20 protein-coding genes are annotated in these 21,523 nt (G+C 66.6%); 12 read left to right on the plus strand and 8 right to left on the minus strand.

The features are described 5' to 3' along the window. Positions 1-2 precede the first annotated feature (2 nt). The gene (locus RDV64_RS15370) at positions 3-1,244 is read left to right on the plus strand and encodes a DUF1501 domain-containing protein (RefSeq protein ID WP_309195797.1); all 1,242 of its coding nucleotides are present in this window, start codon (positions 3-5) and stop codon (positions 1,242-1,244) included. A 95-nt stretch (positions 1,245-1,339) separates the two neighbouring features. Here the strand turns inward: RDV64_RS15370 and RDV64_RS15375 are convergent, their stop codons facing one another. From RDV64_RS15375 to RDV64_RS15385, 3 genes are all read right to left on the minus strand, one after another. Beyond that, complete coding sequence (locus RDV64_RS15375) at positions 1,340-3,040, minus strand: TolC family outer membrane protein (RefSeq protein ID WP_309195798.1); 1,701 nt, start codon at positions 3,038-3,040, stop codon at positions 1,340-1,342. A 147-nt stretch (positions 3,041-3,187) separates the two neighbouring features. After that, positions 3,188-3,796 (minus strand): c-type cytochrome, encoded by a 609-nt coding sequence (locus RDV64_RS15380; protein ID WP_309195799.1) that lies wholly within the window; start codon positions 3,794-3,796, stop codon positions 3,188-3,190. Next, the gene (locus RDV64_RS15385; protein WP_309195800.1) at positions 3,786-5,015 is read right to left on the minus strand and encodes a PQQ-dependent sugar dehydrogenase; all 1,230 of its coding nucleotides are present in this window, start codon (positions 5,013-5,015) and stop codon (positions 3,786-3,788) included. The genes RDV64_RS15380 and RDV64_RS15385 overlap by 11 nt, the downstream gene beginning before the upstream one ends. A gap of 298 nt (positions 5,016-5,313) precedes the next feature. On the opposite strand from RDV64_RS15385, the gene dctP reads away from it, so the two are divergent. The 5 genes from dctP (at position 5,314) to RDV64_RS15410 (ending at position 9,688) form a co-directional block, all read left to right on the plus strand. Continuing rightward, positions 5,314-6,306, plus strand: a complete 993-nt coding sequence (dctP, locus tag RDV64_RS15390; RefSeq protein WP_309195801.1) for a TRAP transporter substrate-binding protein DctP — start codon at positions 5,314-5,316, stop codon at positions 6,304-6,306. A 22-nt stretch (positions 6,307-6,328) separates the two neighbouring features. Next, positions 6,329-6,835 (plus strand): TRAP transporter small permease, encoded by a 507-nt coding sequence (locus RDV64_RS15395; protein ID WP_309195802.1) that lies wholly within the window; start codon positions 6,329-6,331, stop codon positions 6,833-6,835. Between the two features lie 8 nt (positions 6,836-6,843). Continuing rightward, a complete protein-coding gene (locus tag RDV64_RS15400) occupies positions 6,844-8,157 on the plus strand; it encodes a TRAP transporter large permease (RefSeq protein WP_309195803.1) in 1,314 nt (437 codons plus the stop codon). A gap of 116 nt (positions 8,158-8,273) precedes the next feature. Further along, complete coding sequence (locus RDV64_RS15405; protein ID WP_309195804.1) at positions 8,274-8,762, plus strand: 4-vinyl reductase; 489 nt, start codon at positions 8,274-8,276, stop codon at positions 8,760-8,762. Then, complete coding sequence (locus tag RDV64_RS15410) at positions 8,759-9,688, plus strand: flavin reductase (RefSeq protein ID WP_309195805.1); 930 nt, start codon at positions 8,759-8,761, stop codon at positions 9,686-9,688. Before RDV64_RS15405 ends, RDV64_RS15410 begins: the two co-directional genes overlap by 4 nt. Positions 9,689-9,713: 25 nt before the next feature. Here the strand turns inward: RDV64_RS15410 and RDV64_RS15415 are convergent, their stop codons facing one another. Further along, positions 9,714-10,496, minus strand: coding sequence for an aldolase/citrate lyase family protein (locus RDV64_RS15415; protein ID WP_309195806.1), 783 nt, complete (start codon positions 10,494-10,496; stop codon positions 9,714-9,716). A gap of 5 nt (positions 10,497-10,501) precedes the next feature. Then, positions 10,502-11,596, minus strand: coding sequence for an LLM class flavin-dependent oxidoreductase (locus tag RDV64_RS15420; RefSeq protein ID WP_309195807.1), 1,095 nt, complete (start codon positions 11,594-11,596; stop codon positions 10,502-10,504). A 117-nt stretch (positions 11,597-11,713) separates the two neighbouring features. Between RDV64_RS15420 and RDV64_RS15425 the strand changes: the two genes are divergently transcribed. From RDV64_RS15425 to RDV64_RS15435, 3 genes are all read left to right on the plus strand, one after another. Next, positions 11,714-12,910 carry a pyridoxal phosphate-dependent aminotransferase gene (locus tag RDV64_RS15425; protein WP_309195808.1) on the plus strand — a complete coding sequence of 399 codons (1,197 nt, stop codon included), beginning with the start codon at positions 11,714-11,716 and terminating at the stop codon, positions 12,908-12,910. Beyond that, positions 12,907-13,362, plus strand: a complete 456-nt coding sequence (locus tag RDV64_RS15430; RefSeq protein ID WP_309195809.1) for a GNAT family N-acetyltransferase — start codon at positions 12,907-12,909, stop codon at positions 13,360-13,362. The genes RDV64_RS15425 and RDV64_RS15430 overlap by 4 nt, the downstream gene beginning before the upstream one ends. Before the next feature lie 99 nt (positions 13,363-13,461). Continuing rightward, complete coding sequence (locus RDV64_RS15435) at positions 13,462-14,310, plus strand: amidohydrolase family protein (RefSeq protein WP_309195810.1); 849 nt, start codon at positions 13,462-13,464, stop codon at positions 14,308-14,310. An 18-nt stretch (positions 14,311-14,328) separates the two neighbouring features. Here the strand turns inward: RDV64_RS15435 and RDV64_RS15440 are convergent, their stop codons facing one another. Continuing rightward, a complete protein-coding gene (locus tag RDV64_RS15440; RefSeq protein ID WP_309195811.1) occupies positions 14,329-15,957 on the minus strand; it encodes an iron ABC transporter permease in 1,629 nt (542 codons plus the stop codon). A 76-nt stretch (positions 15,958-16,033) separates the two neighbouring features. Next, complete coding sequence (locus RDV64_RS15445) at positions 16,034-17,008, minus strand: extracellular solute-binding protein (RefSeq protein WP_309195812.1); 975 nt, start codon at positions 17,006-17,008, stop codon at positions 16,034-16,036. 364 nt (positions 17,009-17,372) lie between these two features. Between RDV64_RS15445 and rpsD the strand changes: the two genes are divergently transcribed. Both rpsD and RDV64_RS15455 read left to right on the plus strand, forming a co-directional pair. Further along, on the plus strand, positions 17,373-17,990 hold the full coding sequence (gene rpsD / locus RDV64_RS15450) for a 30S ribosomal protein S4 (RefSeq protein WP_309195813.1): 618 nt from the start codon (positions 17,373-17,375) through the stop codon (positions 17,988-17,990). 620 nt (positions 17,991-18,610) lie between these two features. Further along, positions 18,611-19,564: a cation diffusion facilitator family transporter gene (locus RDV64_RS15455; protein ID WP_309195814.1), complete on the plus strand. Its 954-nt coding sequence runs from the start codon at positions 18,611-18,613 to the stop codon at positions 19,562-19,564. Between the two features lie 10 nt (positions 19,565-19,574). Here RDV64_RS15455 and RDV64_RS15460 read toward each other — a convergent pair whose 3' ends face one another. Then, positions 19,575-19,991 carry a helix-turn-helix domain-containing protein gene (locus RDV64_RS15460; RefSeq protein WP_309195815.1) on the minus strand — a complete coding sequence of 139 codons (417 nt, stop codon included), beginning with the start codon at positions 19,989-19,991 and terminating at the stop codon, positions 19,575-19,577. Positions 19,992-20,058: 67 nt separating this feature from the next. Between RDV64_RS15460 and RDV64_RS15465 the strand changes: the two genes are divergently transcribed. After that, on the plus strand, positions 20,059-21,474 hold the full coding sequence (locus tag RDV64_RS15465; RefSeq protein WP_309195816.1) for an MFS transporter: 1,416 nt from the start codon (positions 20,059-20,061) through the stop codon (positions 21,472-21,474). Positions 21,475-21,523: the final 49 nt, after the last annotated feature.

The raw sequence follows: 21,523 nt of genomic DNA on the forward strand, positions 1-21,523 counted from the left end.
ACATGTTCGATCATCCTTCCCGCCGCGCATTTCTCGGCGGCGTTGCGGCGTTCTCGGCATGGGCTTCGATCCCGCGCCTTGCCATGGCCGCCGGCGGCCGCGATCCGCGGTTCATCACCATTGTCCTGCGCGGGGCAATGGACGGGCTCGGTTGTGTCGCCCCGGTGGGCGATCCGGCCTACGATGAAGTGCGCGACGATGACGCGATGCCGTTCACCGGCGACAAGTCCGGCCTGCTCCTGAACAACTTCTTCATGCTCAACCGGAATCTGCCCACGGTGGCAGACCTTTACACCAGAGGCGAGGCGCTTTTCGTCCACGCCGTCCACACGCCCTACCGCGATCGGTCCCACTTCGAGGGGCAGGACATTCTGGAGAACGGCACCACGTCGCAGAGCCATCACAAAGACGGCTGGCTCGGTCGTGCTCTGGCGCAGATGCCGGTGGATTCCGGAGTGCGGCGGGGTGGCGGTTTTGCGGCGGCTTCCGGCACGCCGCTTCTCCTGCGAGGTGCGTCCAACATCGTCACCTGGCTGCCGGCGGGAATGCCCACCGCCTCCGACGACACGCGCCTGCGCCTGATGAACCTTTACGAGCACACCGATCCGGTGCTGGCGGAGGCGATGGCCGAGGGGCTGGCGCTGGAGAAGCTGGCCGGCTCTGAAATGGAAATTACGGCGCAGATTGATGCCGGAATGGAGTCCATGGGCATGGAAAGCCGCGGTGCGGCACGCCAGGAGCTTGCGGCCGCCACGGCGGCGGCCCGTGCCATGGCGGCAGACGATGGCGCCCGCGTCGGCTTTCTGGATCTCAGCGGTTTTGACACGCACCGCTCCCAAACGCTGATCGATGGCCGCCTCGGCCGTAGCCTAACCCGGCTCGACAACGTGATTCTCGCACTGAAGCGGGGCCTTGGTCCGGTCTGGAAAGACACGGTGATTGCCGTCGTCACCGAGTTCGGCCGCACGGTGCGCTTCAACGGCTCCAACGGGACGGACCACGGCAGCGGCACGGTTGCGATGCTTCTGGGCGGTGCGGTGGCCGGCGGCAAGGTGGTGGCAGACTGGCCGGGCCTGCGCGAGCAGGACCTGTTCGAGGGGCGTGACCTGATGCCCACCACCGACTTGCGGGCCGTGATGAAAGGCGTCCTGCGCGACCATCTGGGCCTCGATCAGGCGGTGCTGGGGAGCGCGGTGTTCCCCGAGACGGCGCACCTTCGCCCGATCGACAATCTGATCGCCTGAACCACCACCCGGCCAATGGCGGGGTCACATCACGAAGAAAGCCCGGCCAGCTGGCCGGGCTTTTATTTTGCGCACGGGCGGGGCGGGTGCTGTGCTCAGCGCCCGTCGGGCGTGCGCATGCCGCTCCATTTGTCCTTCACCGCGGCGTAGTGCTGGCGCGGGTCGTAGGGCAGGACGTTGAGGCCGAACATCCCGATGCTGAGGTCGCCGGTGGCGCTCAGGATCGCAAAGCCCGCGGCGTCGCGCTGGCGGATTGCCTCCACCATGGTCAGCTGCGCGCGGATCAGGTCGCGCTGGGCGTTGAGAACGTCCAGCGTGGTGCGCTGGCCGACCCGCAATTCTTCCAGAACGCCGTTGACGGCGCGTGAGGCGGCGCGGACCGAGCTTTTCGCCGCCGTGATCGTATCGCGCGATGTGGTGTAGGTCGCCCAGGCGGTGACAAGGTCGGTGCGGGTCTCGTCCCGTGCCAGATCCACCGCAATGCGCGCACTGCCGGCCGTCTCCTTGGCCTGGCGCACCTGGGCCGACACGCGGCCGCCCTGATAGATCGGCACCTGAAGCACAAGCCGGACCTGGGCGCTTTCGTTGCGGTCGGCCGAATCCACGTCGATGTCGGTGCGGACCTGACCGTCGACGCTGAGGCGGGGAAGGGCCTGCCCCTCAAGCTGCTTCACGCCGTAGTTGGCTGCGTCCGACTCGTGAATGGCGAGGTGGATGGCGGGGTTGTTGTCCTGCGCGCGGCTGAGGGCGCTGCCGAGATTTTTGGGCAAAAGGCTGGTGACGCTGACGTCGTCCTTCAGCTGTTCGGGGGCGAGACCGGTGAGTTCGCGGAACCTTGCAGCCGCGGACGCTGCACTGCTGCGTTCTTCGGACAGGAGCGCCAGCGTCTCGGCAAGGCGCGCCTCGGCCTGGTCGATGTCGGTGCGGGTGCCTTCGCCAAACTCCAGCCGGGAGCGGGCGGCGGACACCTGCTCATCCAGAAAGCTGACCTCCTGCTCGCGCAGCCGGACACCTTCGCGCGCGCGGCGCACATCGGTGAAGGCGATGGCGACGCGCAGAAGGATCTCCTGCTCGGTCGCGCGCAGCCTCTGGCGTTCGGCCATCACCGTGGCCTCGGCCTCGCGTGTGGCGTTGCGCGTCCGGAACCCCTGGAACAGGGGCTGGGAGAGCTGAAGCGACAGGCTCGTCGGCGTGCTGCGGTCGGTGACGTTGGCCGAATCGAAATCGGCCGTCGCCACGTTGACGTTGCGCACCGACTGGACGCCGGCATCCACGTTGGCGGTCACCGTCGGGCGGTTGCCGGAGCGGGCCACCGCGATGCCTTCATCGGCGGCACGCAGGTTGGAGCGGGCTCGGTTGATGGACGGGTTGTCTTCGTAAGCAGCCTCGAAGGCCTGCCGGAGCGATTTCGTGCCGCCCGGCGCTATGTCGTCGCGCGGGGGCCGCACCGTGATCTCGGGAAGGTCCCGGCTGCGGCTTGCCATCTGCTGCCGCCTCATGCGCGACTGCGCAACCTCCTGCGCGGACAGTCTGCGCCCGGCTCCCGTGCCGCCGAACAGCGATCCGCGCCGCGCTGCAGAGGCCGGCCCGCTGGCCACCGGCATCCCCTCCGAAGGCGCAGTTTCCATGTAGCCGGTGCTGGGGCTCTGGAGGAACATGGCCGCGTCCGCGCTGCGCAGATCGACGCCGTTGTTGGACGACATCGCCATCAGCTGCGCTTGAGACAGCGGCTGTTGCGCGCTGGGCGAACACGCCGCGGCAACGAAGGGAAGAAGGAGAATCAGACTGCGACGCATTGAGACCGTCCTTTGAGACGGCCCCATTGGTGCGGTTTCTCGGTTAATACCCTGCTAACTGGTCAGAATAAATTGTCGCTGGATCCGCGCCGACCGCGTGGCGCGGCCGGAAAAAGGACTGCTTGGGGCAGGTATCGTGCGGCGTTCCTACGGGGCGGGCAGATGCGCCAGGAAGTAGGCCAGTTCGGCGAGATCGTCCGCCGTCAGGTCCTGCACCACCTCGACCATTGCGGCACGATCGCCGATTCGCCGCTCGTGCTTGTAGTCGAGCAGGGCCTTGGTGAGGTAGTCCTCCCGTTGGTTGCGCAAGGGGGGCATCTGGTGGCCGCCGCGATAGTCGGCGCCGTGGCAGCCGTTGCAGCGGTTGGCCTCCGACACGGTGCGGGCGGCGGCCATCCGGTCCGGGGCGCCGGGTTTGTCCGGCGGGGGCGGATCGGGCAGGCTTGCCACCCACGCCGATGCGGCGCGCAGGTCGTTGTCGGACATGCCGTCCATCACCGCCTGCATCACCGCGTTCTCTCGGTTGCCGGCGCGGAACGCGACCAGCTGCAACAGCGCATAATAATCGTCGATGCCGCCGAGAGATGGCACTTCGGCATTTTGCGAAACGCCCTCGGTGCCATGGCATGCGATGCACTGGGCCTGACGCTCGTGGAAAAGATCCTGCGCCGCGGCAGGCGTTGCACCGAGACCGGCGAGGAGAAGAAGGAGGGCAGCGCGCGGCCGCCCTCCGGCGCAAAGGCGCTTACCCGCCATAAGAAACCCGGTACACGGCGCCGTTCCAGTCGTCCGACACCAGAAGCGAGCCGTCCGGCATCACCTCCACGTCGACCGGGCGGCCGATATATTCGTTGTTCTCGATGAGGCCGGTCAGGAACGGCTGGATCTCGGTCACGTCGCCATTGTCGTCGAGGTGGGCGACCACAACGTCGCCGCCAATCTTCTCGGAGCGGTTCCACGGGCCGTGGCGCGCGATGAAGATCTGGCCCTTGTAGTCATCCGGAAACATGTCGCCGTTGTAAAAGCGCATGCCGAGCGGGGCAGTGTGCGGCCCGAGGAGGGCGACGGGGTCGGTAAAATCATCGCATGAGTAGCCCCAGCCGAACTCCGGGTCGGTGAACGTCCCGTTGTGGCAGAACGGAAAGCCGAAGTGCTGGCTGCCGATGTCGCTCATCCGGTTGAGTTCGTCCTCCGGCAAGTCTTCGCTCAGCCAGTCACGCTGATTGTCGGTGAAGTAGAGGTCGCCGGTGGCGGGGTGAAAGTCGAAGCCGACCGTGTTGCGCATTCCGCGCAGGACAGCCTTGGCATCCGACCCGTCGAGGTTCATGGCGCGGACTTCGCCGAAGCCTTCTTCGAGGGCGCAGATGTTGCAGGGGGCAGAGTTGGAGACGTACAGCTTCTCGTCCGGGCTCACCGCCAGAAAGCGCCAGCCGTGCGGGCGCGGCTCGCCGAGATCGGCGTAGATCTCCTCAAGCTCGGGCGGATTGTCGAGATTGTTCTCGATATCGGCAGCCTTGGCGATCCGGTGGTGCTCGGCAATGTAGAGGTCGCCGCCATGAAGGGCGAGGCCATTGGGCCAGTCGAGCCCCTGATAGATCATCCTGGGCTCGCCGCCTTTCGGGATGGCCCAGACGTTGTTGCCCTGCCAGTTGCCGACAAACACTGTGCCTGCGTCCGACACGCGCAAGGTGCGCGCATTGTTGATGCCACTGGCGAACACTTCGACCTTGAAGCCGTCGGGCACCTGGATCTTGCCGAGGGGCAGATCCGCCGCGGCGGTGGTGAGCGGCGGCGGGGTGGCCGGGGCAAGGCGCTGGGCGCCGGCGGTTTCGGGCCGGCCGGCGAGGGGGCCATCGGCCGGGCGCACCTGCGCCGGCGCGTCGGGCCCCTTGGGATCGGCCTGTGCAAGGGCCGAATGGGCGGACAAGGCCGCCAGCGGTGCACCAAGCAGCGCCGCATAAAGCAGTTTCATCATAAACCTCCCAAAATGGTGCCGGAAATTCTTGTTTCCGGTCTTCGTATTTAATGGAGAGGTTATGGCGGAGACTTCGCCTGCTCTCCTGAAATCATAGTGAACGACTTCAAGCGGCAAGCAAGCGGATTGATCAGAATGCCTCTTTCAGTCGCATCCCAAGTCGGCGACGTATCGTTGCCATGGTTGCTCTTTCGATGCTCCGAAGTATGCGGATGCATTTTATTGTGTTGTCGGCACGGCGTCTGCATGAGACAGTTTAGACCTAAAACGTCTAGCAACCGACACTGGAGAGGGTTCCATGAAGCGTTCGATTCTGGCCGTAGTCACCGCGGCCATCGCGTTCAGCGGCGCAGCGAAAGCTGAAGATGTCATCACGGCGACCCACGTCTTTCCGGCCGGGCTGATCTACACGAAGAGCTTTCTGGAATACGTCGACAAGGTGAACGAGGCCGGCGAGGGCGTCGTCCGGATCGACGTGCGCGGCGGGCCGGAAGCCATCGGCATGTTCGAGCAGCCGGCAGCGGTGCGCGACGGCATCGTCGACATGGTCTATACGCCCGGCTCCTTCTACGGCGGCACGGTCGCCGAAAAGGACGCGCTCGTCGCCTCCAACATCACCGGCCCCGAAGCCCGCGAGAACGGCGGCATCGACCTCCTGAACGAGATCCACCAGGAGAAGATGGGCGTCTACTATCTCGGCTGGATGGATTCGGGCATCAAGTTCCACCTCTACATGACCGAAGAGCCTCAGCTGGACGCCGAGGGCAACCTCGACATTTCGGGCGAGAAGCTGCGCGGCAACCCGATCTTCAACGCCTTCTTCACCGACTACCTGAAGGGCCAGGTACTCAACATTGCCTCCACCGAGCTTTACACCGCCCTCCAGCGCGGCACGATCTCGGCAACCGGGTGGACCTCCATCGGTCTGATGGACCTGTCGTGGGACGAGTATCTGCCATACCGCGTCGACCCCGGCTTCTTCTCCACCGACCTTGGGGTGATCGTGAACCTCGAAAGCTGGAACGCCCTTTCGGACGAATCGAAGAAAATCCTCCAGGACGTTGCCATCGAGCACGAGAAGTCGAGCATGGAAAAGCTCGTTCAGCTGGCCAAGGACGAGTTCGCCGAACTCGACAAGCGCGGCCAGAAGGTGATCACGCTGGAAGGCGAGGCGGGCGAGAACTACGTGAACGCTGCCCGCGAAACCACCTGGAACCGGATGCGCGAGCAGATGGAAGCCCAGGGCACGATGGACAATTACGAGCCGCTAATGGAGCACTTCAACAAGTGATCCGTCCGGCGAAGTGCACGGCGTGACGCACCTCGTTCGCGCGTACGACCTTCTGGTGGTGGGGTTGGCGGTGATCGCCGGCGCCATCCTGCCGGCCTTCATGCTGATCATCGTCTATCAGGTGGTGTGGCGTAATCTCGGCCTGCAGCCCTCGGCGCACCTCTTCACCTTCACCGAATATGGCCTGCTCTATCTGACGATGCTGGGCGCCCCCTGGCTCGTGCGCGAGCGCGGCCACGTCTACATCGAAGTGCTGACAGCCTATCTGCCGGTGCGCGCCCGCAACGCCCTGTCGCGGATCGTCTCGGCGCTCTGCGTCGTCATCTCAGGCGTTCTGGCGCTCAAGGGGCTCGACATCACGCTCACCAATTTCGCGTCGGCCGAGATGGACGTGCGCTCGCTCTATTTCCCCCGCTGGATCCTGATTGCGTGCATTCCCCTGGGGTTCGGGCTGATGGCGGTGGAGTTCGCCAGGTTCGTGTTCGGCGCTGAACTTTTCCATTCCGGCGAAGCCGGCATTCACGAATGAGCCACTAGATGGAATGGTACCAGGCGTTGGCCCTGCTTCTGGGCATGGTCTTCACGTTGATGATGCTGGGGATGCCGGTGGCGCTGGCCTTCCTTGGCGCCAACCTGGTCGGCGCCTTCATCTTCATGGGCGGCGAGCGGGGGATCGGCCAGCTCATCAACAACGGTTTTGGCGCGATGACCAACTTCGCGCTGGTGCCGATCCCGCTGTTCTTGCTGATGGGCGAGCTCTTCTTCCACACGGGTCTTGCAACCCGTGTCTTCAACGGGGTCGACCGGCTGCTGGGCAAGCTCCCGGCGCGGCTGTCCTATGTCACCGTCGGCGGCGGCACGGCGTTCGCCACGCTGTCGGGCTCCTCCATGGGGTCAACCGCGCTGCTCGGTTCGCTGATGCTGCCGGAGATGATGAAGCGCGGCTATTCCAAGGTGATGGCGATCGGCCCCATTCTGGGCACCGGCGGCCTTGCCATCATCATCCCGCCGTCGGCGCTCGCCGTCCTTCTCGCCACGTTCGCGCGGATCGACGTCGGCTCGCTTCTTCTGGCGGGTGTGATCCCCGGCATTATCCTTGCCGGGTTCTACGCTGCGCTCATCTATACGCTCGCCCGGATCAACCCGGATTCAGCGCCCGCCTACGAGGTGGTCGCAATGCCGTGGGGGGACCGCATAAAGTTGTTCATCAGCGAGCTGATGCCGATGGTGGCAGTGGTCGTCCTCGTCATCACGGTGATGGTGACCGGGTGGGCAACGCCGACCGAGGCGGCGGCGTTCGGCTGCTTCGGCGTGGTCGTTCTGGCAGCCATCTACCGCTGCCTCACGGTCTCGGCGTTCGTCACCGCCTGCCGCGGCGCGCTGAAGGTGACGCTGATGAGCTTCCTCATCATCTTCGGCTCATCCACATTCTCGCAGCTTCTGGCCTTCTCCGGCGCGTCCTCCGGCTTCATCGGCTGGGCGACCTCCATGGAGGCGGGGCCGTACACGATGCTTCTCATCATGTTCATGATCCTCCTCATTCTCGGCATGTTCATGGACCAGCTTTCGATGCTGCTGCTCACCGTGCCAATCTTCTTTCCGCTGGCAGCGCAGCTGGGGTTCGATCCCATCTGGTTCGGCCTGATCGTGCTTCTGGCGCTGGAAATCTCGTTCACCACGCCGCCCTTCGGCCTCCTCCTCTTCGTGATGAAGGGGGTGGCGCCGCCCGGCACCACCATGCGTGAGATCTACATCGCCGGTTTCCCGTTCATCGCCTGCATCCTCCTTCTGGTGCTGCTGCTGGTCGCCTTCCCCGGGATTGCGCTGTTCCTGCCCAATCTCGGCCATTGAGCACGCCGGCGGCCCCACCTGTTTTGCCGGACGCGGGTGTGGTCTGCCGGGGCAGGGCGCTGGAATGTTGTGCAACAGAGGCTTTCATCGGTGAGGATCGTTGCTAGGGTGGCGCCATGAGGTTCCATGAAAGACTGCGCCACGATGAGCCGAACGGGGCTCATTATGACGGCGACATCCGCTACATGATGATCCGCCCCGATGCGTTGATGGGCATCTTCGCGAGGCTCGACCCTGCCGCCCGTCAAGCGGCGATGGAGGCCTTTCGCGACTCCATCATCGAGCGCGGCGGGCAGTCGGCCGCCACCTATGTTTCGGCCGATGGCATCGATAGGCTGCTGGGCGTCATCGAAGCGACCGCGGCGGATCTTGGCTGGGGCCGCTGGCATTTCGAGCGCATCGGCGACGGTTACGGGCTGACGGTCCGCAACAGCCCCTTCGGCGCCGCAGCGCCATTCGAGGGACCGGCCTGCCACGCCATTGTCGGGATGGCGACAATTGTGGGCACCATGGTGCTCGGCGCTCCGGCCACGGCGACCGAAACGGCGTGCGTGGCGTCCGGGGCCGCAGAGTGCCGCTTTGTCGTGGAGCCAGAGCAGGCGTGAGCGACCCGATCGACACGCGCGCGATGCGTCAGACGCTGGGTCAGTTCGCCACCGGCGTCACCATTGTCACCTGCCGCGGGGCGGACGGCTTGCCGGTGGGGATGACGGCCAACTCCTTCGCCTCGGTATCACTGGAGCCGCCGCTGGTCCTGTGGTCGGTGGACCGCAAGGCGCGCTCGTTTGCAGCCTTCGCCGCCGCGCCGGCCTTCGCCTTTTCCATTCTGGCGCAGGATCAGGTGGACCTCTCCAACCGCTTTGCCCGTCCAGGCGCCGACAAGTTTGCCGCCACCCCATGCGACGAAGGGCTGGACGGTGTGCCGCTCATCAGCGGCGCAGCAGGCCATTTCGAGTGCGTGCAGGAAACGGCGTTCGACGGGGGGGACCATCTCATCATCGTCGGCCGCGTGCGGCGCTTTGCGCGGTTCGAAAAGCCGTGCCTCGTGTTTGCGCAAGGGCGGTATGGCGCCATTGCCGCGCATCCGGGTCCGGCGCCCGAGCAGGGCAGCGCCATCGAGGCCCGCCATCCCTACGACGACTTTCTGGTTCCGCTGCTCTTCCGTGCCTACAACCACCTTTTCGCGGCATTCTCCGGCGCGCTCGCCGAGCGGGACGCGACAGGCGGCCAGATGCGGATGCTCGCGATCCTTGCCGAAAGTCCGTGCGGGGAGGACAGCCTTTTAACGCGCACCATGCTGTCGCAGTCGCGCTTTTCTGAGGCCCGGCAGCGGCTGGTCGCGGCCAGGCTGGTGGCAGAGGTCCCGGCGGGGCTCGAGATCACCGAAGCGGGCAGGGAGCGGCTCATGGCGCTTCTGCATCAGGCTGCGGCCCGAGAGCAGAGCGCCACCGAGGCGCTGGATGCAGCCGAGGTCGCGCACCTCAAGTCGCTCCTGCGCAAGCTCGTCCGCCACCACGAGGCGGACGACTGAGCGCACCAGGCCGCCACAGTGGCGGTCAGCCCGCCTTCTTGCGCGGGCGCTTTGCTGGTGCCCTGGCGGTCTTTTCGCGAAAGAGGGCAAGATCTTCGGCCGTGCGGGTCTCGAAGGCGGCCACGTCAATGGTGGTGACCGACAGGGCATAACCTTCGCCAATGCGGGCGACTGCGGCGGCAGCGCTCATGGCGAACACGCCGCAGGGTGTCTTTGCCGCCTTGCAGGCAGCCAGAATTCTTGCGCAGGCCGCGTTGTGCGCGTCGCTTCCCGGCGCAACACCCAGCGAAAGCGCCAGATCGCCCGTGCCGATGAACACCATGTCGACGCCGGATGCTGCAATTTCGGCGGCAGCCTCCAGCCCCTTTGCGGTCTCGATCATCACGCCGGCAACGACGGCATTGTTGGCGGTGGCCGAATAGGTGCCGAAATCGGCCAGCGGACGGACGCCGCCGCCGGAGCGGTGACCGGCGGGCGGATAGCGGCAGGCGGAGACCACGGCTGCCGCCGCCTCCGCGCTCTCCACCAGCGGCACCAGCACACCTTCCGCGCCCGCATCCAGCGCTTCGCCGATGCTGGCGGCGGCATCGTCGCGCGTGCGCACCAGAACCGGGGCAGAACTTGCCGTTATCGCAGCCTCCAGCGACAGCCTGTCGAACAGGCCGTGCTGCATGTCGATCACCACCGCATCCATGCCGTGGCGCCCGGCCACCTCGATCAGCACCGGGGCGCCCAGCGTGAACCAGGCCACGCCCAGCGGCCCGCCCGCCTTCAGCGCCTTTTTCAGCCGTGCTTTCTTAGGGTCCATAATGCTCATCGAAGGCCAGCCTCTTTCAGGAGCGGCAGGACATGCTCGCAAAAATGCGGCAGCTCTGCGGTGTAGTCGAGAAATGAAAGCGCCGTGCCGCGGTACCCTTCTGCCGCAATGCGGGCGATGTCGGCGGCAATCATGTCCGGCGTGCCGACCAGCGGGTAGGTGCCTGCGCCGCCGGCAAACCGCTGGGCGTAGCGGGTGTAGGCATCCTCGTCGTGGCTCTTGGAAAACTGCTTCTTGCCGGCCATGTGGTTGGCGACCGCATCGTGGTCGGCCTCATGGAGGGCGTAGCGGTCATAGGCTTCGCGCGCCTCGTCGGCACTGTCGCGGCAGACGACGTGGCACACGGTGTGGATGCCGACGTCGCGGCCCGCTGCATCGGCTCTGGCGGAAATGTCGGCCACATGCCTGGCGCCGTCGGCAATGTCGCTGAAGGTGGAGAACAGCATGTCGCAGTGCTGCGCCGCAAAATCGCGCCCCGGCGGGCCGAATGCCGCGTTCATGGTCATGGGCCGGGGGGTCTGGATGCTGGCGGGGCGGCTCACCACGCCCTTGAGGTTGTAGTAGGCGCCGTCGAAGTCGAACGGCGCATCCTCGGTGTAGGCGCGCTCGATGATCCGGATCCATTCGGCGGCCCGCTCATAGCCCCTCTCGTCCGGCGTTGCGCCGAACATCGCAAATTCGGCCGGGTTCCAGCCGCAGACGATGTTGAGCCCCGCGCGCCCGCCCGACACATGGTCCACCGTCGCCAGCGCCTTGGCCGCATAGACCGGATGCACCAGCGGCACATGGACGGTGGAAAACACCGCAATGCGCTCGGTCAGCGCAGCAAGGGCCGCGGCCCATGTGAAGGTCTCGAACGAATGCTCCCGCGCGCGGGTTTCGCCGCCAAAACCCTGCCAGCGCGCAATGGGCAGGAAGAAATCGAGTCCCGCCCGGTCGGCGATCTGTGCCGCCGCCACATTGTCGGCCCAGGAGGCGCGCCAGCGCTCCGGCACGGTGGTGATGGCAAGGCCACCGTCGGCGTTGGCGGCAAACACACCGAGCTTGAAGCCTTCGGGATTGGCGAGGGGGTTGGTCGTCTGATCTGGCACGGGCAAGGTTCCGGCTTGTCGGGGGGCTATCGTGGCCCGCCGGACCCTTGTGCGAAAGGGGATAGTTGACGGATGGCGCCGCGAGGTGTGGAAACAGTCCACCACAGGATTGCCCCAATGGATCACGCCGCCCTCGACACCCGCGCCCCCGCAGCTGACGGCATGCGCCAGCTCATTCGCGACCTTGAGACCGACAACATCGCCGACCTCGCCACCAAGGCGAACAAGCTCAACGATGTCATCCGCCTCTGGTACGGCGAAGGCGATGTGGTGACGCCAGACTTCATCAAGAAGGCTGCCGCCGATGCGCTTACCGCCGGCCGCACCTTCTACGAGCCGGACATGCGCGGCGCGGCCGACCTGCGCGCGGCGCTCTCGGCCTACCAGACCAAGCTCCACGGCGTGCCGATCCCGGAGGATCGCAGCGCGGTGCAGCCGGGCGGGATGCAGGCCCTCCACCTTGCCATGATGCTGGTGTGCGATCCGGGCCAGAGCGTCGTCACCATTGAGCCGCAGTGGCCCAACATCCGCCATGTGGTGACGCTGGCGGGCGGTACGCCACGCCCGGTGCCGCTGGATCTCGAAGCCGAACGCCCCCGGCTCGACCTCGACCGGCTGTTCGACGCCTGCGACGAGACCACCGCAGCCATCTGCTTCTCCAGCCCCGCCAACCCCACCGGCTGGACGGCCTCGCGCGATGAATTTGCCGCAATGCTGGAATTTGCGCGCAAGCGCGGCATCTGGATCATCTCGGACGAAGTCTACAACCGCCTCTGGTTCGGCAACGAGAGGGGCGCGCCGTCGATCCTTCAGGTGGCAGAGCCCGAGGACCGGGTGCTCACCGTCAACTCATTTTCCAAGGCGTGGGCGATGACGGGGTGGCGCGTCGGCTGGATCGTGCATCCCGAGTCGGTCCGCCCGAAGCTTTCGGCGGTCACGCAATACGTCAATTCCGGCACCGCATCCTTCATTCAGGCCGCTGCGGCGGCCGCGATCAATGACGGCGAGCCGCTGGTGGCCGAGATCCAGCGCCGCTGCCGCGACGGGGTGGATGCCGCCTACGCCGCCCTCAAGGGCCTCGACGCAATCCACCTGCCGGAAAAGCCGCTCGGCGGCATGTACGCCTTCTTCCGCCTCAAGGGGGAGGATGACAGCCGCGCCGCCTGCACCCGCATTCTCGAGGCAGCGCAGGTCGGCCTTGCGCCGGGCTTCATGTTCGGCGCGTCCGGCCGCGCGTGGCTGCGCATGTGCGTCTGCCGGGAGACTGCGGTGGTGGAGGAGGCCGCCGGGCGCATCGCGTCCGCCCTCAAATGACGCTGACCTTCCGCGAAGCCACCGAGGCTGATGTTGCCGCCGTCGTCGCTCTTCTGGCCGACGACGAATATGGGGCGGCCCGCGAAACGGTGAGCGACCCGCCCGCGCCTGCCTATCTGGCGGCGTTCCGGCGCATTGCGGAAAACCCGCGCGATACGCTGATTGTCGGCGTGAAGGAGGGGGCGGTGGTCGCCTGCGCGCAGCTCACGATCCTGTCCGGTCTCGGCCGCGAGGGGCAGACGCGCGCGCTGGTGGAAGACGTCCGCGTGGCCTCCGCCTGCCGCGGCCAGCGCATTGGCGAGGCGCTGTTCGACGACCTTGCCGCCCGCGCCCGAAAGGCCGGCTGCGCCGCACTCCAGCTCACGAGCAATGTGCGCCGCGTGCGCACCCGCCAGTTCTACGAACGCATCGGCTTCGAGGTCAGCCACGCCGGCTTCAAGCGTGCGCTGTAGGGCGTTGATCGCGGCCCATGCCGCACACTAATTTGCAGTCGGCTGTCGATTGCGGCGGCCCAACACCCGTGCATTGCACGTCAGAACAGGGAAACGCCGGTGCCTGACTTTCCGATCCTCGACACGCATCTCCACCTCATCGCACCGGATCGGCTCGACTATCCGTGGCTTTCGGGGGCGCCGAAGATCAACAAGCCCCACAGCCTTGCTGACTATGACGTGGCCACCGGCGCCGTTGACGTCGACGCCATGGTGTTCCTGGAGGTGGACGTGAACCCTGCCGATGCGCTGGAGGAAGCGCGCTATGTGACCGAGCAGGCAGAACGCGACCCGCGCATTCGGGCGATGGTGCCGTTTGCGCCGCTGGAAACCGGCGCTGCCGTCGCCGACCATCTGGCCGCGCTTGCCGAGTTTCCGCTGACGCGGGGTGTGCGCCGGCTCCTGCAAGGCGAGGCCGACCCCGAATTCTGCCTGCTGCCCGATTTTCTGGCCGGGGTGAAGGCGCTGGAAGCGCACGATTTCTCGTTCGACATCTGCGTCACCTACCGCCAGATGGCGAGCACGGTGGCGCTGGCCAGAGCCTGCCCCGGTGTGAAGATGGTGCTGGACCACATCGGCAAGCCCGCCATTGCAGACGGCACCATGGAGCCCTGGGCCAGCCAGATCCGCGCGCTGGCCGCCGAGCCCAACACCTGGCTGAAGCTCTCCGGCGTTGCCACCGAGGCGGACCATGACCGCTGGACCCGCGAGGAGCTGAAGCCCTTCATCGTGACTGCGGTGGAAGCGTTCGGCATCGAGCGCACGATGTTCGGCGGCGACTGGCCGGTCTCCACCCACGCGATCACCTATCCCGAATGGGTGGACGTGGTGGAGTGGGCGCTGGCGCTGACGCCGGATGAAAGCCGCCAGCTCTTCCGCGGCACCGGCGAGGCGTTCTACCGCCTCTGAAGCGGTGGACCGCGCACCCTAGCGCCAGGGCACCGTGCCGGCGGGCAGGCGGCGGCCGAAACGGTCCAGCAGCACCATCAGGCACACCGTCGCGATGACCGTGACGGCGGACATGGCGGCGGCGAGCGTGGTGTAGCCGCCATCTTCGTAGTTGAAGATGGTGGTGCCGATGGTCTCGTTGCCCGGCGACCATAACAGCGCCGACACGGTGATCTCGTTGTAGGCGGTCAGGAAGACGAGGATGGCGCCGGATGCTGCGGCCGGTGCCACCAGTGGCGCGAAGATGCGCCAGAGGCGCCTGAGGTAGCCGGCGCCGGCCACCCGCGCCGCATCGTCCAGCACCGGATCGAGCTGCGCGAAGGCCGCGGAAACCGGTTTCAGGGCGATGGACAGGAACGCCGTCACATAGGCGATGCCGATGATGAACAGCGTGTTGTAGATCGACACGCCGAGCCCCGGTATCGGCCGGATGAACGCCAGAATGAAGGCGATCGACAGGACGATGCCGGGCGTTGCGTAGGTGATGTCGCCCAGCGTTTCCATCAGCCGGCCGGTGAAGCGCCCGGCGCGCTGGCCGCGCGTTGCGGCATGGCCGACGGCAACCGCAATGGCCGCCAGCGCCAGCGCCGCCAGCCCCGCAGCCAGCGACGAGTTGAGGAAGGCCCGCACCGTCACCTCCTGGCGCACCAGCACTTCGGCAAAATTGTCGAGCGTGAGGGTCTCCAGATTGAGGGGGAGGCCGTAGGTGCGCACCAGCGCGGTGGAGAAGAGCGCGGCCAGCGGCAACACCACAACGGCGCCGATGAACCCCCACAGCGCCGCCTCCACCCAGATCCGTGCCTTGCCAAGGCGGATCGCAAGCGGCGGGCGCGGCGGGCCGATCAGCGCCGTGCGGCCGAACCGCTGGAGCGCATAGACGATGCCCACGGCCACTACCGCCAGCGCCGCCATCAGCATCGCAATCACCGCAACATTGGTCAGCATCCCGGTGCCGAAGCTCGCCATCCGCTGCCAGATGAGCACCGGCAGCGTGGTGTACCGCGCCGGAATGCCAAGGAGCGCCGGAATGCCGAAATTGCCCAGCGCAGACACGAACGCCAGCGCCAGACCTGCCAGAAGCGCGGGCGTGAGCAGCGGCAGCACCACGCGGGCCAGAACGCGCAGGGGCGAGGCACCGGCAACGCGCGCCGCATCCACCAGCTCGCGCGGCTGCGCCCGCAGCGCCGCACGCACGATGAGAAACACCAGCGGACTGTGCTGGATCGTCAGAAGCAGGATCACCCCGCCGCGCGAGTAGAGCGGGTTGGTGGAGCCAAGCTCGGGCGCAAGCCCGAGGGTGCGCAGGAGGGGGCTGGACGGTCCCATCGCCTGGATCCAGGAGATGGCGGTCACATGGGGCGGGATCATCATGGGCAGGAGGATGAGGAAGATCAGCGGACCCTTTGCGCGCACGTCGGTGAGGCCGACCACGAGGGCGAGCACCGTGCCGGTGATGGTCGCAAGAAGGGCAGAGGAGATCCCGCTGTCGAGGCTGTTGGCCAGCGCCCGGCGCACGGCGCGGCTGTCCAGCGCCTCGGCAAGGGGGCCGAAGTCCACAATGCCGCCCGGCGCAAGGCCGACCGCGAACAGCCGCCCCAGCGGCAGCACGAACAGAAGGGCGGCCAGAACGAGAAGGGCGGCGAGGACAATGGCCCCGCCGCCCGGTTTTTTGAAACTGGAAATGTCAGCCGCCGAAAAGGTCCTGGAACTTCAACTTGTTCGCCTGGTCGTCGGCAAGGGCCTTGGCCGGATCGAACGCCATCAGCTTGATTTCGGAGCGGGCCGGGAAGCCTGCGGGCGGCGCCACGTCCGGGTGGGCCGGCAGGTAGCCCTGGCTGGAGGCCAGTTCCTGCCCTTCGGGCGACAGCAGGAAATCGACGAAGGCCTTGGCGGCTTCGGGGTTCTTGGCGGTGGAGAGGATCGCCACTGGCTCGGTCACGAACGAGACGCCTTCGGTGGGGAAGACGAAGTCCACCGGCGCGCCGTCGGCCTTGTTGCGGATGGCGAGAAAGTCGACGACGAAGCCGTACAGCTTCTCGCCGCCGGCGACCGCCTTGTAGACGCCACCATTGCCGCCCTGGGCAAGCGTGTCCTGGTCGGCAAGGCCCTCATAATAGTCCCAGCCGAGGGCGGGGTCGCCGGTCAGCGTTGCCATGGTGATGGTTGCGGCACCGGAGGTGAGCGGCGAGGGGATTGCGATCTTGCCGTCGGCTTCGGGCTTCAGAAGGTCCTTGTAGGACACCGGCTTCATGTCCGCGCCGGTGTTGTAGACAATGCCGGTGGTGATGAGCTTTGTGGAGAAATAATGGTGCTCCGGGTCCATCAGCTGCGCGTCGTAGGCGGCAATGTCAGCGTCGGGATGGGCCATGAGCCGGCCTTCGGCTTCAAGGCCTTCCATGGTGACGGTGTCGGCAATCAGCAGAAGGTCGGGCTGTGGGGTGCCTGCCGTGAATTCGGATTCCAGCTTCGCCATCACCTTGGTGGTGCCGTCGCGGAAGAATTCAACGTTGACGCCGGGGTATGCCTTTTCGAAGGCGTCGACGGTGGCCTGGGCGTCCGCGTTCGGCTGGCTGGTATAGAGCAGCAGCGAGCCGGAGGGTTCGGCGAGGGCGGCACTCGCGGCGAGGCTCGCGGCGGCAGCAAATAGGATGCGCTTCACAGTCAGCTCCTTAACTTCAGGGTTACCCCGTCCTGCCGCCGTCGTGTGACAGGACGATGACGTCGCTGCCCGGCTAAAGGATGCTGGAAGCGCGCACAACGCCGCCGATGCCGGCAGCATGGTTGACGGATCGCCGCCAACCGCTTAAACGCTGCCGCCAGACGCAACCTTTGCGTCATCACCCGCACCCGCGGGCCGCGCGGACGCTGACCGCGGCGGCCCTGTCAGTGCTCCGGCATCCTCGCCGGCCCGATTGCGTTCGGGCTGGCACGCCGCGGGCACAAAGGAGGGGCGTCTTTGCCGGATTGTCCGGCACTCTCCGTGCCGTGGGGACAGGCCCCACGCGCGATATAGAAGACGTGACATGACCAAGCGCCACAGTCAGAAGTACAAGATCGACCGCCGGATGGGCGAGAACATCTGGGGTCGGCCGAAAAGCCCGATCAACAAGCGCGAATACGGCCCCGGCCAGCACGGCCAGCGCCGCAAGGGCAAGATGAGCGACTTCGGCCTGCAGCTTCGCGCCAAGCAGAAGCTGAAGGGCTATTACGGCTCCATCTCCGAAAAGCAGTTCCGCGCCGTTTACGACGAAGCCGTTCGCCGCCGGGGTGACACCTCCGAGAACCTCATCGGCCTTCTGGAAAGCCGTCTCGACGCGGTGGTCTACCGCGCCAAGTTCGTGCCGACCGTGTTTGCCGCCCGCCAGTTCGTCTCCCACGGTCACGTGCTGGTGAACGGCAAGCGCGTGAACATCCCGAGCTACCGCTGCAAGCCGGGCGATGTGATCGAAATCCGCGAGAAGTCCAAGAACATGCTTGCCGTTCTGGAATCCATCGGTCTCGCCGAGCGCGACACGCCCGACTACCTCGACATCGACCACACCAAGATGACCGCAGGCTACGTGCGCATGCCGTCGCTGGGTGACGTGCCGTACCCCGGCACGATGGAACCGAACCTCGTCATCGAGTTCTATTCCCGCTGATTGCCGCCGGGCAGCGACTGCGCTGCCGAAGACAGAACCCGTCCGCAGCGTAGGCTGCGGGCGGGTTTTTTGTGGCTGGCACCGGGGTCAGTGGGTTTCGGGCAAATCGTTCGTGCATTGCATGAGGCTGCACCGCTTCGTAGACTTGCCGGGACCGGGCGCCCGGCGTCCGCTTCATCATGGCAACAGGGTGGATGTGATGATCCCCGAGTGGATTACGGGCGCGGCACTCGCAGCTTCGTTGGCGGGGCTTTACAATCTGGCGCAATATTTTCAGTTCGCGGTCACACTTTAAAGTTTAATGGCCGAGACATGCACGGCGCGTCCAGCGCTGTCGTGCGGCGTTCGTCAGGCCGTGCCGGAAAGTTTTCCGGCGCCCGACACTTTCCTGTGGCAGCAATGCAGGTTCGCGGCTTGACCGGGCCGGCCCGCTGGCGCAACCAGCGCTGGCGTAAGCCAGACGGAACTGGAGATCTGACCCGCTGCAGGCACGTTGCGACTTGTGCCGCGAACGTGAGGTCCCGTCCGTCTGCGGCAAGGGGCTTCAGCAGCGGTGTCCGTGCCGCCGGTTTGCGTGAGCGGCCCGCAAGTTGGCCGAAGGCTATGTTGGGGAAGAGGTTATGTCGGCCAAACCGACAATCAGCGCGAGCAACCTTGCCGCCGCGAGCATTGCCGTGGGCATTGCGGTTCTCGGCATCAAGTTCGCAGCCTGGGGGCTGACGGGCAGCGTTGCCCTGTTGTCCGACGCCCTGGAAAGCGTTGTCAACGTGGGCGCGGCCATTGCAGCGCTGTTTGCCGTCCGTCTCAGCCAGCTTCCCGCCGACGAGAACCACCCCTACGGGCACCACAAGGTTGAGTATCTCTCCGCCGTTCTGGAGGGGGCGCTCATCGTGCTGGCCGCTTTCCTCATTTTGCGCGAGGCGATCGGCGGTTTCATGAACCCGCAGCAGATCGAGGCGCCCTGGCTGGGGCTTGCCATCAACGCCAGCGCGGGGGCCATCAACGCGGCATGGGCCGTGGTGCTGATCCGCTTTGGCAGGCGCCACCGCTCGCCCGCGCTCAGTGCCGACGGACGCCATCTGGCCGCCGACACCGTCACCACCGTTGGCGTTCTCCTTGGCCTCATCCTCTCGGTCGTCACCGGCTGGGCCATTCTGGATCCACTTCTGGCGGGGGCGGTGGCGTGCAACGTCATCTGGTCCGGCTGGAGCCTTATCCGCGAGAGCGTCGGCGGGCTGATGGATGCCGCCCCGCCGCCGGATGAGCTGGACCGGATCCGCGAGGCCATCGCGAAAAGTGCCGGCGGTGCCATCGAGGCCCACGACCTGCGGGCCCGCCATGCTGGCCGCCGCACGTTCGTGGACTTTCATCTGGTGGTGCCGGAGGACATGAACGTCACCGACGCGCACGAGATCTGCGACCGGATCGAGCGCGCCGTGCGCAAGACCGTGGGCGAGGCGCTGATCTCGATCCACGTGGAGCCGGAGCACAAGTCCAAACACCAGAGCACGCTGGCCGCCGACCCCGCGGCCATCCTCATCGAGGGTCACGAGGCGTTGCGCACCTACCACTGAAGCCTGCGACTCAGCCCCTGGCGTTCGCGGGGCGTGGGCGGCCGGCCGCCATGCGCAACAGGCGGCGAAATTTGGCGCATTCCATGTGACTGGGGGCCGGGCAGTCGGCCACATGGCGCAGCGCGTCGCGCAAGGTGGTCAGCTCGCTGATCTGCTGGTCCAGCGCATCGGCCCGTTCGTGCAGTTGCGGACGCGAAAGGTCCGGCCGTCCGTCCTTGCCGAACATTTTGGCTGTGTCGCCCAGCGAGAAGCCGGCCATCTTGCAAAGGTTGATCAGCGCCAGCTGCACGATCACCAGCGGCTCGAATTGCCGCCGCAACCCGCGCCGCGCCACCGATCCGATCAACCCCAGCTCCTCATAATAACGCAGTGTGGAGGGCGGGATGCCGGTGCGCGCGGCAACCGTGCCAATGTCCAGAAATTCCATGCTTGACCTCAAGTGGGCTTGAATTCGTACGCTGCCGCGAAATTCATCTCCCAACAAGGCTGGCCCCATGACCCTGCGCGACAATCCTGCCGAAGCGAGCGGCGCTTCCCCCGTTGCCGTTGCGGCGCTCGGCGCTTCGATGCTGCTGGCCTCGCTCGGAATCAGCATCGTCAGCGTTGCGCTCCCGGCGCTGTCCGGTGCCTTCGGGGTCGGTTTGCCGGCGCTGCAGTGGACTGTGCTCGCCTATCTCCTCGCCGTGACCGTGGCGAGCCCTGCGGCCGGGGCGCTTGGCGATCGGTTTGGCGGGCGGAGGGTGCTGGCTTCGGCGCTTCTCGCTTTTGCGCTGGCCTCTGCTGTGGCCACTGCCGCACCAGCGTTCCCGGTGTTGATTGCTGCGCGGACGGGGCAGGGGCTTGCCGCAGCGTTCGTTCTGGCGCTCGCCATTGCCATGGTGCGGGCCAGCGTGCCGGCAGCACGCACCGGGCGTGCCATGGGCCTTCTCGGCACCATGTCCGCGGTGGGGACGGCGCTGGGGCCGTCGCTGGGCGGCGTCCTGCTGGCTGCCGGCGGATGGCGCACGATCTTTGCCGTGCTGGTGCCCCTGGCGCTGGTGGCGGCGCTGATGGTCGCGCGCCACCTCCCGCCGGGAAAATCCTCTGGCAAGGCAGCGGGCCGGATCGACCTTCCCGCCGCATCAGCGCTGACGTTTGCGCTCGGCCTTTATGCTTCAGCGTTGACGCGGGCGAACCCGGCAGACGTCACCGGCGGGCTTCTCCTGTGTGCCGCGGCCGGCGCATTCGTCCTCTTCCTGCGCGTCCGGCAGCGCCCTGCGGGTCCCGGCGAGACGGGCGCCCGGCCCGGCCTCGTGGCCAACGTGCTGGTGGCAACAACGATCATGGCAACCCTCGTCGTCGGGCCGTTCTACCTCACCGGCGCGCTCCACCTCGGGAGCGCCGCCACCGGCCTCGTCATGACCACCGGGCCGGTGGTTTCGGCGCTTTCCGGGCTCCCGGCAGGGCGCCTGACCGACAGGTTCGGTGCAGCGGCGATGGTGCGGGCCGGCCTCGTCCTCATGGGGCTTGCGACGGCGGGGCTTGCGGTGCTTCCGGGTCTCGTCGGGGTGCCGGGGTATGTTGCCGCGCTCGTGTGTCTCACCCCCGGCTACCAGCTTTTTCTGGCCGCCAACAACACGGCCGTCATGGTTGGCGTCGGGGCGGAACGGCGCGGTGCCACGGCCGCCAACCTCAGCCTCTCGCGTAATCTCGGCCTCGTCACCGGTGCCTCGCTGATGGGGGCGGTGTTTGCCGCAGCTGCGGGGCCGGCGGGACTTGCGCACGCCACGCCCGGTGCCCTCGATATGGCTCTGCGCGTCACATTCGGGCTTGCAGCGGGGCTGGTTTTCACCGCACTCGCGGTGGTGGTACTGGCACGGCGCGGCGCGGAACCTTCCGACCAGTCTTGCACCGCAACGCAACGTCGCTGATAAGCCAAGGGTGCGGCCCGGTCGGCCATTGTCCCGCCAGCTGCACCGC

The sequence above is a fragment of the Acuticoccus sp. MNP-M23 genome, assembly GCF_031195445.1.
Taxonomy (GTDB): domain Bacteria; phylum Pseudomonadota; class Alphaproteobacteria; order Rhizobiales; family Amorphaceae; genus Acuticoccus.